This window comes from Herbiconiux gentiana (assembly GCF_024978135.1).
Classification (GTDB): domain Bacteria; phylum Actinomycetota; class Actinomycetes; order Actinomycetales; family Microbacteriaceae; genus Herbiconiux; species Herbiconiux gentiana.
The window spans coordinates 610623-624156 of sequence record NZ_JANTEZ010000001.1 but is presented as its reverse complement, the minus strand read 5'-3'; the positions used below and the strand labels follow the sequence as shown (position 1 = coordinate 624156).

At 71.8% G+C, this 13534-nt stretch carries 11 protein-coding genes; 7 read left to right on the top strand and 4 right to left on the bottom strand.

Annotated elements, in window-relative coordinates:
* Positions 1-2 precede the first annotated feature (2 nt).
* From NVV95_RS02840 to NVV95_RS02830, 3 genes are all read left to right on the top strand, one after another.
* Entirely contained in the window at positions 3-1334 is a 1332-nt protein-coding gene (locus tag NVV95_RS02840) for an MFS transporter (RefSeq protein WP_259485016.1), read from the top strand.
* 111 nt (positions 1335-1445) lie between these two features.
* Positions 1446-2006 (top strand): PadR family transcriptional regulator, encoded by a 561-nt coding sequence (locus NVV95_RS02835; protein ID WP_259485015.1) that lies wholly within the window; start codon positions 1446-1448, stop codon positions 2004-2006.
* Between the two features lie 5 nt (positions 2007-2011).
* Positions 2012-3805, top strand: coding sequence for an ABC1 kinase family protein (locus NVV95_RS02830; RefSeq protein WP_259485014.1), 1794 nt, complete (start codon positions 2012-2014; stop codon positions 3803-3805).
* Here the strand turns inward: NVV95_RS02830 and NVV95_RS02825 are convergent.
* Together NVV95_RS02825 and NVV95_RS02820 are read right to left on the bottom strand one after the other, a co-directional pair.
* Positions 3802-4308 carry a hypothetical protein gene (locus tag NVV95_RS02825; RefSeq protein ID WP_259485013.1) on the bottom strand — a complete coding sequence of 169 codons (507 nt, stop codon included), beginning with the start codon at positions 4306-4308 and terminating at the stop codon, positions 3802-3804. The two genes, NVV95_RS02830 and NVV95_RS02825, sit on opposite strands and share 4 nt — an antisense overlap.
* The gene (locus tag NVV95_RS02820) at positions 4308-5072 is read right to left on the bottom strand and encodes a DUF6199 family natural product biosynthesis protein (protein ID WP_259485012.1); all 765 of its coding nucleotides are present in this window, start codon (positions 5070-5072) and stop codon (positions 4308-4310) included. Before NVV95_RS02820 ends, NVV95_RS02825 begins: the two co-directional genes overlap by 1 nt.
* Before the next feature lie 145 nt (positions 5073-5217).
* On the opposite strand from NVV95_RS02820, the gene NVV95_RS02815 reads away from it, so the two are divergent.
* The 3 genes from NVV95_RS02815 to NVV95_RS02805 are packed head-to-tail and all read left to right on the top strand — an operon-like array spanning position 5218 to position 9058.
* On the top strand, positions 5218-6789 hold the full coding sequence (locus NVV95_RS02815; RefSeq protein WP_259485011.1) for an alpha/beta fold hydrolase: 1572 nt from the start codon (positions 5218-5220) through the stop codon (positions 6787-6789).
* Complete coding sequence (locus NVV95_RS02810; protein WP_259485010.1) at positions 6786-8390, top strand: GMC family oxidoreductase; 1605 nt, start codon at positions 6786-6788, stop codon at positions 8388-8390. The genes NVV95_RS02815 and NVV95_RS02810 overlap by 4 nt, the downstream gene beginning before the upstream one ends.
* Positions 8387-9058: an MmpS family transport accessory protein gene (locus NVV95_RS02805; protein ID WP_259485009.1), complete on the top strand. Its 672-nt coding sequence runs from the start codon at positions 8387-8389 to the stop codon at positions 9056-9058. The genes NVV95_RS02810 and NVV95_RS02805 overlap by 4 nt, the downstream gene beginning before the upstream one ends.
* A 16-nt stretch (positions 9059-9074) precedes the next feature.
* Here the strand turns inward: NVV95_RS02805 and NVV95_RS02800 are convergent, their stop codons facing one another.
* Both NVV95_RS02800 and NVV95_RS02795 read right to left on the bottom strand, forming a co-directional pair.
* On the bottom strand, positions 9075-10331 hold the full coding sequence (locus tag NVV95_RS02800) for a helix-turn-helix transcriptional regulator (protein WP_259485008.1): 1257 nt from the start codon (positions 10329-10331) through the stop codon (positions 9075-9077).
* A gap of 183 nt (positions 10332-10514) precedes the next feature.
* Positions 10515-11567: a cell wall-binding repeat-containing protein gene (locus NVV95_RS02795; RefSeq protein WP_259485007.1), complete on the bottom strand. Its 1053-nt coding sequence runs from the start codon at positions 11565-11567 to the stop codon at positions 10515-10517.
* Positions 11568-11821: 254 nt separating this feature from the next.
* On the opposite strand from NVV95_RS02795, the gene NVV95_RS02790 reads away from it, so the two are divergent.
* The gene (locus NVV95_RS02790) at positions 11822-13477 is read left to right on the top strand and encodes an ABC-F family ATP-binding cassette domain-containing protein (RefSeq protein ID WP_259485006.1); all 1656 of its coding nucleotides are present in this window, start codon (positions 11822-11824) and stop codon (positions 13475-13477) included.
* The last annotated feature ends 57 nt before the right edge of the window (positions 13478-13534 follow it).

The following is a 13534-nucleotide window of genomic DNA, read 5'->3' as shown; positions in this document are numbered from 1 at the left end:
CCATGACCACCGTCAACGACGACAAGCTCTTCCGGAAGGTGATGCTCCGCGTCCTTCCCCTCGCCATGCTCGGCTTCTTCCTCTCCTACCTCGACCGGGTCAACATCGGCTACGCGCAGGAGACGATGAGCGCCGACCTCGGGTTCTCCTACGCCGTGTACGGTCTCGGCGCCGGTCTCTTCTTCGTGGGCTATTTCATTTTCGAGATCCCCTCGAACCTCATTCTCGCCAAGGTCGGAGCCCGGAAGTGGATCGCCCGCATCATGATCTCGTGGGGCATCATCTCGGGCCTGATGTTCTTCGTGAACAGCGAGTGGATGTTCTACGCGCTCCGGTTCATCCTCGGTGTCGCGGAGGCCGGGTTCATCCCGGGAATCCTCTTCTACATGGCGTCGTGGTTCCCGCCGAGCCGCCGCGGGCGCGCCTGGGGCATCTTCTACATCGCACTTGCGTCGTCGGGACTGATCGGCGGACCGGTGTCGGGCGTCATCCTCGCCGGGATGGACGGCGTGGCCGGTCACGCGGGCTGGCAGTGGTTGTTCTTCATCGAGGCCATCCCCACCGTAGTGCTCGGTGTCGTCATCCTGTTCGCACTCCAGGAGGACTTCCGCACGGTGAAGTGGCTGAACGGAGCCGAGAGGGACCGGCTCGGCGCGCTGCTGGCCGCCGAGGCGCCGAGCGGAGGGCATACGCCGCTCCGCGAGGTGTTCAAAAGCAAGCTCATCTGGATGCTCACGGCGGTCTACTTCTCCTACAACTTCGCGCTCTACGGCATCAGTTTCTGGCTGCCGAACCTGGTCGGCGAACTCGGCTTCGCCGGGCCCATCGCGATCGGCTTCATCTCGGCCATCCCGAGCCTCGCGGCCATCGTCTCCATGGTGACGTTCGGGTTCCTCTCCGACCGCGTCGGCGAACGCAAGAAGTTCATCGCGGCGGCCTTCGTGCTGTCGGCGCTCGGATTCGCCCTCTGCATCGTCGCCGGCACCGACAACCCGATCCTCGGTGTGATCGGCCTGAGCCTGGCCAACGCGGGTGCTCTGTCGATCCCGGCGATCTTCTGGAGCTTCCAGACCTCGATGCTCGCCGGCACCGCCCTGGCCGGTGGCATCGCGCTGATCAACTCGACCGGCAACCTCGCCGGCTTCGCAGCGCCCTACCTGATCGGGGCCGTCAAGGACTCTCTCGGGTCGGCCACGGTCGCCCTGTACGTCACGGGAGCGATCATGCTCGTGGGTGCGGTGCTCGTGCTCACGATCAAGCGCAGCGGCCGCGTACCCCGCGAGGGCGATGCTCCGGCCGAGATGCGGAAGGTCGCCGAGCAGAACTCGATCTGAGCGCCGGCGAACGGCGACTGACGGTCTGCTGGGAGGTCGGGCCGGGGCCGGCCGCAGGGTGTCGGTGAGGCATATCGTTGAGTATCGTTCGCGATCACAACGGAGGTCATCATGAGCAACTCGTTTCCCACCGGCGGTTTCGGCGCCGGCATGAACGCCGACAGCATCTGGCAGGCGATGGAGCAGTTCCGCGCCCGCTTCGAGAAGAAGAGCGGCACCCGCGTCGGCAAGGGCGACGTGCGCGCCGCCGTGCTGGCCCTCTTGGCCGAGCAGCCGATGCACGGCTACCAGATCATCCACGAGATCGAGGAGCGTTCGGGCGGCAGCTGGAAGCCCAGCGCCGGCTCGGTCTACCCGACCCTACAGCTGCTCGCCGACGAGGGTCTCGTCAGCGCCGAGGAGTCGAACGGCCGCAAGACCTATTCGCTCACCGACGCCGGCCAGGTCGTGGCGGCCGACGAGGGCGTTAAGGCGACCTTCGCGGGTGACGACGGCGTGTCCGGCTCGAGCGAGAGCAAGCGCGACCACGGCGCCCTGCCCAAGGCCGGCTTCGAGCTGGCGCAGGCCGCCGCTCAGGTGGGCCGCACGGGCACCCAGGCGCAGGTCGAGCAGGCCGTCAAGGAGCTGGAAGACGCTCGGCGCCGCCTGTACGCGATCCTCGCCCAGGACTGACCCGGGTGAGCACGGTCCGACCCGACCGCGGAGACGAGGTTCCCGCGGCGCGGGTCGCCCGCGCGCGCTACAACCGCATCCTGCGCTTCGCCGGCTGGAACCTCGCGGTGACGTGGTTCTTCGAGCTGGCGCTGCCGCGCATCGGGCTGGTGAAGATCGCCGAGCGCACGCGCACGCGGCGAATGCAGAAGTTCGCGCGAAAATTCCACGTGCTGGCCGTCGATCTCGGCGGGCTGATGATCAAGGTGGGGCAGTTCATGTCGTCGCGCCTCGACGTGCTGCCGCCCGAGATCACGAAAGAGCTGGAGGGGCTTCAGGACGAGGTGCCCCCGGTGCCGTTCGAGCTGATCCGGCGGCTGGCCGAGGCCGAGCTGGGCGTGCCGCTCGCGCAGGCCTTCATCTGGGTCGATGAAACGCCGGTCGCGGCCGCCTCGCTCGGGCAGGCGCACCGCGCGCGGCTCGCGCCGCAGGACGCCGCCGACACCGGGCTCGAGGCCGTGGTGCTCAAGGTGCAACGGCCGGGCATCGACGAGATCGTGCGGGTCGACCTCGCCGCGCTGCGGAAGGTCGGCGGGTGGCTCAGCCACGTGCGACTGGTCTACTCGCGGGTCGACGCCCCGGCGCTCGTCGAGGAGTTCGCCGCCACCTCGCTCGAGGAGATCGACTACCTGCACGAGGCGCGCAGCTCGGTGCAGTTCGCCGAGATCTTCGCCGACGACCCGCGGGTCGAGGTGCCCGAGGTCGTCTGGGAGCGGAGCACCCGGCGGGTGCTGACGCTCGAGGACGTGACCGCGATCAAGATCACCGACCACGAGGGGCTGCTCGCCGCGGGCATCGACCCGGCCGAGGTGGCGCCGGTGTTCGCCGCGGTGATGTTCGATCAGCTGTTCAGCACGGGGTTCTTCCACGCGGATCCGCACCCGGGGAACATCTTCGTGACGCCTCGGGCGCTGCCGGGTGCAGGTGGTGCGGGCGCCGGCGCCGGCCTGCGGGCGGGCGCGGGCGGGTCGGGCGCGAGCGGCGATGCGACGGATGCGGCGGTCGCGCATCCGTTCACCCTCACCTTCATCGACTTCGGCATGATGGGCATGGTGCCGCCGTCGACGCGCGCCGGCCTGCGGAAGATGCTGATCGCCGCCGCCTCGCGCGACGGCAAGGGGCTCGTGGACGCGGCCCGCAACCTCGGCGTGCTGCTGCCGTCGGCCGACACCAGCGAGCTCGAGCGAGCCATGACGCAGCTGTTCGCCCGCTTCGGGGGGATGGGGTTCGCGGAGCTGCGGGAGGTGGATCCGCGGGAGTTCCGCGAATTCGCGGTGCAGTTCGGCGACGTGGTGCGGGCGCTGCCGTTCCAGCTGCCCGAGAACTTCCTGCTGATCATCCGGGCGATGTCGCTGACGTCGGGGGTCGCCAGTGCGCTCGACCCGGCGTTCAACCTGTGGGACTCGGTCGAGCCGTACGCGCAGCGGCTGATCCGCGAGGAGCGCGGGAACGTCGTGCAGGACGTGGCGAAGCAGGCCGCCGAGAGCGCCCGAGTCGCATTGCGGCTGCCCGGGCGGTTGGATTCGCTCGCCACACAGTTCGAGGAGGGCACGCTGTCGGTGCAGAGCCCGGCGATCGAGAAGCGGGTCGCGCGGCTCGAGCGCTCGGTGGGGCGGGTGGTGTCGGCGATCGTGTTCGCGGCGCTGCTCGTGGCGGGCACGGTGCTGCGCATCGACGACACGGTGTTCGGCACGGTGCTGATGGTCGCGTCGGTGCTCCCATTGCTGCACGCCCTGTTCTCGGGGCGCCGCGGGCGCTAGGGCGTGACCTCGACCTCGAGGATGGCGAGGGGGAACGGCAGGAGGTAGCTGAAGGGGCGGCCGGGCGTCCATGCGGTGGTGAGCGCGACCCACCAGGCCAGGGAGATCAGCACGGCGGCCACGGTGAGCAGGGCGATGGCGGCGGCGGCCCGGTCGAGGGTGCGCGGCGCATCCGCTCGGTCGACCGAATCGGCGGATGCCCGGCGCACCGCCACGAGCAGGATGACCACGAAGGCGACGAACATCAGCGGGCTCAGGTGCAGGCTGAGGCTCACGCACTCCTGCGAGACGAGCAGGCCGCCCTTGCCGTCGGGGATCTGCGTGGAGAGTCCGCCGCAGCGGCCGCTGCCGCCCGTGGTGAACATGCCGTAGGCGACCGCCCAGAGGATGGCGGAGATCGCGACGCGGCGGGCGCGCGTGGCGACGGCGGGGTCGGCGTCGGTGGGGAGGCCGAGCCACGTCGTCCAGGCGGGGTGGGGGGCGAAGGGGCGGGGCGAGCTCATCATGACGCCTGGGCGGGGGCGGCGCTGGCGGTGGGTGCGGTCGTCGGGAGGGATGGGAGGCCCGGGATCGGCCGCGCCGGCCGGTCGCGCTTTGGCGGGTCGGGGAGCACGAGGTCGCGGTCGCCGAGCGGGGCGGTGAGCGGCACGCGCACGATCAGCAGCTCCTCGGCGTCGGGATCGGTCAGGCGCGGGCGCTCGCCGCCGCACACGATCGGCTCGTCGAGCACCTCGAAGCCGATGCCGGTGACGGCCACCGTCACCGTGCTGTCGGTCTCGGAGACGAGCACCGGCCCGGGGCGGCAGCCGCCCGCGATCACCGCGACAAGCAGGTCGCCGTCCTTCACGTCGCCGACGTCACCCACCGCGTCGACACCGACGACCGCCGAGCGGTGCACCCGCAGACCCTGCGTCTCGCCGCTGTAGCCGCCGATCGTCGACTGCACGCTCGACACCTCCCGCACCTCGGGGTCGAGGTCGATCTGCAGCTCGTCGGAGGAGAGGTACCGCCCGATCTCCCACGCCTCCTTGAGCGACGCGCGGTCGCGGTTCTGCCCCTGGGTGACCAGCGTCACGATCACGAGCACCACCGCCACGACGAGCAGCACGACGCCCGATCCGCGGGTGTAGGCGATCCAGGCGCGGCTCGGCATGGCGTTCTCGCCGTCGGCGAGCTGCCAGCGGGTGCCGAAGAGCATGGCGCGAGGCGGGGCGAGAAGGCACCAGAGGCCGGCGAGGGCGATCACGGCGGCGAGCAGGTAGAGCATCCGTTCAATCTAGCGAGACTCACCGACAGGTGTCGCCCGCGAGGGACTGCCAGGCTCACCGACAGGTGTCGCCCGCGGACGGCCGGCTGGGGGCTGACCGCGATTCGCGTCACCTGCTCTTGCCGTGAGTCGCGATGTGACTAGGTTGGCGAGCATCACCCGCACCTCCGGTCTCGAACGAAACGGCACCGCCATCCCTCACACTCCCGCGGCTCTCCCCGACGAGCTGCCCACCCTCGTCTGCCTGCACGCCCTCGGCTCCAGCCGCCACGCCTTCGACACGCTCGGCGCGCGGCTCGACGGCCGGTTCCGGATGCTCGCCCTCGACCTCCCCGGCTTCGGCGACGAGGCGGCGCGGGGCGCCGTCACCGTCGAGGAGACGGTGGACTACGTGCTGGCGCGCATCGCTTTCGCGGCCCCCCAGCGGTGGCTGCTCGTCGGACATTCGATGGGCGGCAAGATCGCGACCCTTGTCGCCGACCGGGTGCTGAGCGGAGAGGCGCCGGTCTTCGGCCTCGCCGGCGTGGTGCTGCTGGCCGGATCGCCGCCGTCGCCCGAGCCCATGGAGGAGGAGCGGCGCGAGCAGATGATCGGCTGGGCGAGCCGAGGGCCCGTGTCGGGCGCCGACGCCCGCACCTTCATCGACGCGAACACCGCCGGCCCGCTCTCTCCCGCCGACGACGCCCTCGTGGTGCGGGATCTCGCCCGCACCGCGCCCGAGGCCTGGATCGCGTGGTTGAACCGGGGGAGCGAGGAGGACTGGCGCCCGGTCGTCGAGCCGCTCCCCGTGCCCGCCCTGATCGTCAGCGGCCGGGAGGACGGCGATCTCGGTGAGCAGGCCCAGCGCGAGCTGAACGGTCCGGTGTATCCGCATGCGACGTTCGCCGTGGTCGACGGAGCCGCGCACCTGCTGCCAATCGAGCAGCCGGGCGAGGTCGCCGCGTTGATCGACAGTCTCTGGCAGCTGTCGGCCGGGCGCGGTCCGGCGGTGCCGCGCGACGTCGCCGCGGTCATCGCCTCGGATCGCACCAGCCGCCGCACGCGCGGCATCCTGGCGCGGCGGGCTCTCGGCGACGACGTGCTGTACGAGCCGCAGACGCTGACGCCGGCGCAGCTGACGACCCTGCGCGCCGTGGCCGCGCGGGTGGTTCCGCAGGAGGGCGAGCCGATCGACCTCGCGGCCCGCCTCGACGCACAGCTCGCCGCCGGAGCGGGCGACGGGTGGCGGAACGCCTCGCTGCCGGCCGACCCGGAGGCGTACGCGCTGGCGCTGGATGCCCTCCGTGGGTTCGAGGGCGCGGCTCCGGACGAGCAGGACTCGCGCCTCGAGCGCCTCGCCGCCGGGGAGGCGCCCGCCGGCGGTGCGCTGTCGGGCGCGCAGCTCGCGAGCTGGTTCGAGGACGCGTGTGCCGATCTCGCGAAGCTGTGGCTCGCGCATCCGGCCTCGCTCGCCCGCGTGGGCTTCGACGGCTTCGCGACCGGCGGCGACGGGGTGCGGAAGCAGGGCTTCCAGCTGCTCGTCGCCGGCGCCCGCGAGCAGTGGGAACCCGCGCCGCGGCCTCGGCCGCGCAACGCGCCCGCGCAGTCAGGGTCGCCCGCCGAGCCCGCGCACGCGGCGCCCGCCCGGCCCGCGCCGCACGGGCCTGGCCAGCCCGCGCCCGCCCAGCCCGCCGCCACCACCACCACGTCCACCACCGACCCGAAGGCCCGCGCATGAACCTCACCGGCATGAAGACCCACGCCGAGTCCGACGTGGTCGACGCCGTCATCATCGGCACGGGCGCGGGCGGCGCGCCCATCCTCGCCGCGCTCGCGGCCCGCGGCCAGAGTGTCGTCGCCCTCGAGGCCGGCCCGAACTTCGAGCCCGAGCAGCACACGCCCGACGAGAGCGAAGCCGTCGAGATCAACTGGATGGCCGAGCGACTGAGCGGCGGCGACGACCCCACCACCTTCGGCCAGAACAACAGCGGACGCGGCGTCGGCGGCTCCACCCTGCACTGGGGCGCCTTCACCCCGCGCCCGCAGGAGACCGACCTCCGCCTGAAGCGCGACTCGGGCCGCGGCGAGGACTGGCCCGTCGACGTCGCCGAGCTCACCCGCTACATCGAGCGCGCCGAGCGCGACATCGGCGTCTCGGGCCCGGCCGACTACCCCTGGGACGCCGGCCGCCGCTACGACTACCCGCCCACCCGCCGCAACGCCTCGAGCGACATGATGATGAGCGGATGCTCGGCCCTCGGCATCCGCGCCACCGACGCCCCGGCGGCGGTGCTCACCCGCGACCGCGACCAGCCGAACGCCGGCCCGCGACAGGCCTGCGTCTCCTGCGGCGCCTGCCACCAGGGATGCCGCACCTCCGCGAAGGCGAGCATGGACACCACCTACCTCCCGGTGGCGGTGGCGTCGGGGGCGGAGATCCGCGCGGAGGCCATGGTGCACACCATCGAGACCGACGCCTCGGGCCGGGTCGTCGCGGTGGTCTACCGGCAGCACGGCGTCGACCACCGGCAGCGCTGCGCGAACGTCTTCCTCTGCGCCGGCGGAATCGAGACGCCGCGGCTGCTGCTGCACACGGGGCTGGCGAACAGCAGCGGTCAGGTCGGCCGGAACTTCATGGCCCACGGCGCCACCCAGGTCTGGGGCACCTTCGACACCGAGATGCGCGGCTACCGCGGCTACCCCTCGTCGATCATCAGCGAGGACATGGTGCGGCCCGCCGACGCGGACTTCGCCGGCGGCTACCTCATGCAGAGCCTCGGCGTCATGCCCCTGACCTACGCCACCTCGCTCACCCGGGGTGGCGGACTCTGGGGCCGCGGCCTGATGGACGCCCTCGACGACTACGCCTTCGTCGCCGGTGTCGGTATCAACGCCGAGTGCCTGCCCTACGACGGGAACCGGCTGGAGCTCGCCGAGGAGACGGACGAGTTCGGGATACCGAAGGCGCGCATCCTGTTCTCGGCCGGTGAGAACGAAAAGGCACTCGACGAGCACGCGATCGCCACGATGACGGCGATCGTGGAGGCGGCGGGGGCGACCAGCACCCGGGTGCTCACCCGCACCGCGCACACCGTCGGCACCGCGCGGATGGGCGTCGACCCGGGCAGCTCGGTCGTCGACCCCGACGGGCGCTCGCACGACATCCCGAACCTCTGGATCTGCGACAACTCGATCTTCCCGAGCTCGCTGATCGCGAACCCGGCGCTGACTATCATGGCGCTGGCGCTGCGGACGGCCGATCGCTTCCTCGCTGCCGGTCCTTCCTCGATGTCGATCCCTTCCTCACTGTCAGCAGAGTCTGACAGGGTGGGAGCATGAGCCACCCACCGCAGCCCCCGTACCCGCCGACCCCCGCCGGGGCTCTGCTGCCCAACAAGCTGGGCCTCGCCGCGCTCTGGGTCGGCATCGGCGCGTTCGTCGCGGGGCTCATCCCGTTCTTCAGCTACTTCGCGATCCTCGTGGCGCTCGTCGGCGTCGTGCTCGGCGTCGTGGCGCTCGTGCTGCCCCGGCGGCGCAAGAAGGCGGCCACGGCCGGAACCATCGTGAGCTTCATGGCGCTCATCGTCTCGCTCGGCATGTCGATCCTCTACACGGTCTGGCTCTTCGGCAGCCTGATCGGGGCCGTGTCGGGGTCGCTCACTCCGTCGACCTCGTCGCCGCTCGACCAGACGTCGGTGTCGCTGAGCTACGAGGTCGAGGGCACGGGATCCGACGTCGACATCACCTACACGACCTTCGTCGACGGCGTCGACGCCACCCAGCAGGAGACCGGGCAGCGGCTGCCGTTCGCGCGCGACTTCGACGTCGCCTACGGCGGCGCGGCCACCTACAACAGCTACACGCTCACCGCGGTGAACGGCGACAGCGACGGAGACGTCACCTGCCGCATCACGCTCGACGACCGCATCCTGATCGAGCGCACCGCCACCGGCCCGTTCGCCACCGCGACCTGCACGGCCAGCGGCACCGACTTGCTCGAGGGCTGAGGCCCGCCCCGGCTGGTCAGTAGTCGTCGCTCGGCGCGAGCGTCTCGTCGGGGTTGGCCTCGCCGTACCGCGCGGCCGACGAGCGGTCGTTCACCCCGATGCGCTGGTACAGGTTCTTCGCGTGGCTCTTCACAGTGTTCACCGAGATGTACTCGGCCGCCGCGATCTGCTCGAAGCGGTAGCCCTGCGCGATGTACCAGAGCACCTCGCGCTCGCGCTTGGTGAGCGTCGGGCGCTGCGGGGTCGCATCCGGGTCGCCGAGGTAGGGCACGAGCTCGTCGTTGCGGGCCGCGAGGGTGCGGATGCTCGGCTGGGGAAAATAGCGGAGCAGGTAGTAGAGGTGCTCGGTGCGGATGGTCTCGAGCGCCGCCTCGGCCGGGGCCAGCGCCGCCTGCTCGTCGGGCGCCGTCACCGCGAGGAGCAGACGCATGCCCGCACCCGTGCGGAGCGAGACGGTCGGCTGGTCGAGATCGTCGAGGGCGATCATCCGCGCCGACTCGACCTTGCCGTCGTCGAGGGCACGCAGGGCGATCACGACATCGGCGTATTCGGTGACCGACGAGCCGCCGTAGCCCCCGCGATCACCCCGGGGCACCCGGGCGTCGACGCGGTCCAGGATGCGCGTGGCGGAGTCGATCAGCTCCCAGTTCGCCCCGCCCGACCACTGCTTCGGATAGTGGGCGAGGCAGGTCGCGCGCAGCCGCGCCATGCCCGAGACGTGCTTGCCGTCGAGAGACGCGAGCCGCGCCTCGACGAAGGCGAGATCGGCCCAGCGTTCACTGGTCACGAGCGCCTGGGCCTCCGCCAGCTCGCGCTCGGCGTCGGGCAGCTCGAGTGCGTCGAGCGCCAGGGTGGCGCGCGCCACGGCGGCCAGCGGAGTCGCTGAGCTAGGAGTGTCGGGGTCGGTGCGATCGAGCCAGTGGGTCGCGTAGCGGCAGTCGCCGTTGAAGGCGTGCACCACGGCCACCGCGGCGGCGGACTCGCGGCGCAGCTCATCGAGACCGAAGCGCCCCGCCTGCTCCCAGCAGCGCTCCCAGCCGCGGAGTGCCAGTTCCTCGTCGCCCTGCAGGGTGGAGGTCAGCGCCCACTCGGCGCGCATCGGCACCAGGTCGGGGCCGAGATCGAACACGGTGTCGCCGTCGAAGCCGTCGAGCAGGTCGTGACAGGCGCGCACCGACTCCGCCGCCGCGGTCAGGTCACCCGCCTGGCGGTTCACGACCCCCTGGCGGGTGAGTTCGTCGAGTCGCAGGAGGGACTCGATGTGTGATGCCAATGGGGCTCCCTGTTCACCCGGGCGATGCTTTTCGCTCACCCGCTCCGCCCACGTTGGCACCCGAGGGACCCGATGGCAAGCGCCCCCGAGTGTGGGCCGGCGGAATGGAGGGCATTGTGTGGTGCCGCCCAGCTGTCTTTGCGCTTTCCGGCTCCGAGCTGCCCACGCGCCTCCGGCGGTGTGCTACTGCGGGCCGCCGCAGGGCTGCAGCGCCTGCACGCTGGGAGCAAGCGCCGCCGTTCCGCCGAGCAGGGTGACGCGCGATGCCTTCAGCAAGCTGATCTCGGCGAGCACCTCCGGCGGCACGCAGGTGGTCGGCACGACGAACAGGGGCGCGTCGATCTTGCCAGCGAGAGCGGCGCCGGCGAGGGCGTCGGGGAACGTCGAACCCGTCGCCAGGAAGACGCGGCTCGCCGTGCCGAAGCCGTCGCGGTTGATCGCGACCGAGCTTTGGTAGCGATCGGCGCCGCTCAGCCGCTTCACGGTGTCGAAGAGGTAGTCGAGGTCGGACACGATGCCCGGCGAGACCGCCGCCTCGCCACCCGCGACCTTGATCGTGGAGATGTTCTGGGCCGTGAGCGTGCCGGAGGTCGCGGCGTCGAGCTGGGGCGCCGCGCCGTCGACCAGGACGACCGGGGCGTCGGCCGATCCCGCGGCCGCTCCCGCCGAGAGCGCGTCGGGGAAGTTGCGACCGGTCGCGACGTAGGCGACCGGTCCGACGGTGAACCCGAAGACGTAGTCGAAGAGCTTGCGCGAGGTGTCGTAACGGTCGGTGCCCTGCACCCGGGTGACGGCGGGGGTGGAGACGACCGTGCCCAGCTGGGCCTCGACGGCGGCCGAGACCGAGTTCGGGCCGCCGACGATGATCACGAGGTTCGGCTTGAGGCGGTTCAGCTCGTCGAGCACCACGGGCGGGATGGTGTCGCGGGTAGTCAGCAGCAGCGGGCCGTTCGTGTGCACGGCCGCCGGAGCGGCGCCGAGCGCGTCGGGGTAGTCGAGGCCGGTCACGAGGTAGGCGACGCCGTTGCCGTCGGGGTAGCCGTCTTTGGAGACGTTGACCGCGACGGTGAAGCGGTCGGCTCCGCCGATGCGGTCGACGGTCGGGCCGGCGGCGGCGGCTGCCGTGTCCTCGGTGGTCACTGCCGAGGCGGGAAGGGCCGCCCCGGTCAGGAGGAGCACGAGGGCGGCGGCGGTGACGGCCGGCAGGAATGGGCGGAAGGAGCGGCTGGGGTTCATGATTCCTCGATCGCGGTCGGAGCGGAATGGAACGGTCGGGTCACTGCGCCGACGACGCTCGGGTTTCCGCGTCGATCTCCCCAGGGCGAGAGTAGACCCGGCGGCGCGCCACGTAAAGGGTGCGGCGGGCATCCGGTGCCGGTCGCTGGGCGGTGGTTGCTGGTGGTCGGTGCGGGCCGCTCGCGGCCGGTGGCCGTGGGCATCGCGCGACGGCGGTGGCCGCGGGACGGGCTCGGATGCGGGAGCATGGAGAGATGACCGCAACGCTCGTCGCCAAGGGGCTCGCCGGGGGCCACGACCACCGCACCCTGTTCAGCTCGCTCGATCTCGTCGTCGCCCCCGGTGACGTGGTGGGCGTCGTCGGCGCGAACGGAGCGGGGAAGTCGACGCTGCTGCGGCTGCTCGCCGGTCTGTCGGAGCCGCTGGAGGGCAGCGTCACGCTCGCTCCGTCCGATGCGTTCGTCGGCTGGCTGCCGCAGGAGCACGAGCGGGTGCCCGGCGAGACGGTGGCGCAGTACGTCGGCCGCCGAACCGGTACCGCGCAGGCCACGGCCGAGATGGACGCCGCGGCGTCGGCGCTCGGAGACACGGCGGAGCGCGCATCCGGAGCCCCCGACCCCGCCGACACCTACTCGACCGCCCTCGAGCGCTGGCTCGCGAGCGGTGCCGCCGACCTCGACGAGCGGCTGCCGATCGTGCTGGCCGAGCTGGGCCTCGAGCTGTCGGCGGATGCGCTGATGACCTCGCTCTCGGGTGGCCAGGCGGCGCGCGTCGGACTCGCGGCCCTGCTGCTGTCGCGCTTCGACATCGTGCTGCTCGACGAACCGACCAACGACCTCGACCTCGACGGGCTCGAGCGGCTGGAGGGGTTCATCCGGGGGCTGCGCGGCGGGGTGGTGCTCGTCAGCCACGACCGCGAGTTCCTGGCGCGGAGCGTGACGCGGGTGCTGGAGCTCGACCTCGCACAGGGGACGAACCGGGTCTACGGCGGCGGCTACGACGCCTTCCTCGAGGAGCGGGAGGTCGCCAGGCGGCACGCCCGCGAGGAATACGACGAGTTCGCGGCGAAGAAAGACGACCTGGTCTCGCGGGCGCGGGTGCAGCGCGAGTGGTCGAGCCAGGGCGTGCGGAACGCGATGAAGAAGTCGCCGGACAACGACAAGATCCGCCGCAAGGCCTCGGCCGAGTCGTCGGAGAAGCAGGCCCAGAAGGTGCGGCAGATGGAGAGCCGCATCGCGCGCCTCGACGAGGTGGAGGAGCCGCGCAAGGAGTGGCAGCTGCAGTTCACGATCGGCTCGGCGCCGCGCTCGTCGTCGGTGGTGTCGACGCTGTCGGCGGCGGTCGTCTCGCTAGGCGCGTTCACGCTCGGACCGGTCTCGCTGCAGGTCTCGGCCGGTGACCGCATCGGCATCACCGGGCCGAACGGCGCCGGGAAGTCGACGCTGCTGTCGCTGCTGCTCGGGCGGCTGGCGCCGGCCTCGGGTTCGGCGTCGCTCGGAGCGTCGGTGGAGATCGGGGAGATCGATCAGGCCCGGGCTGTGCTGGCGGGCCCCGGGCCCCTGGTCGACCGCTTCTCGACGCTGTTGCCGTCGCTGCCGGTGGCGGAGATCCGCACGCTGCTGGCGAAGTTCGGGCTGAAGGCCGACCACGTGAACCGGCCGCTCGCCGAGCTCTCGCCGGGGGAGCGCACCCGCGCGGGGCTCGCGCTGCTGCAGGCCCGCGGGGTGAACCTGCTCGTGCTCGACGAGCCGACGAACCACCTGGACCTCGTGGCCATCGAGCAGCTCGAGCAGGCGCTGACGTCGTACGACGGGACGCTGCTGCTCGTCACGCACGACCGGCGGATGCTCGAGACCGTGGAGTTGGGGCGGCAGTGGCGGGTGGCGGCGGGGGTCGTGACGGAAGGGTAGCCCTTCGGTTCGCCGGCCGGGGCGGTGCGCGGACGCGGGCTCCGTCCGGTGTCGGTG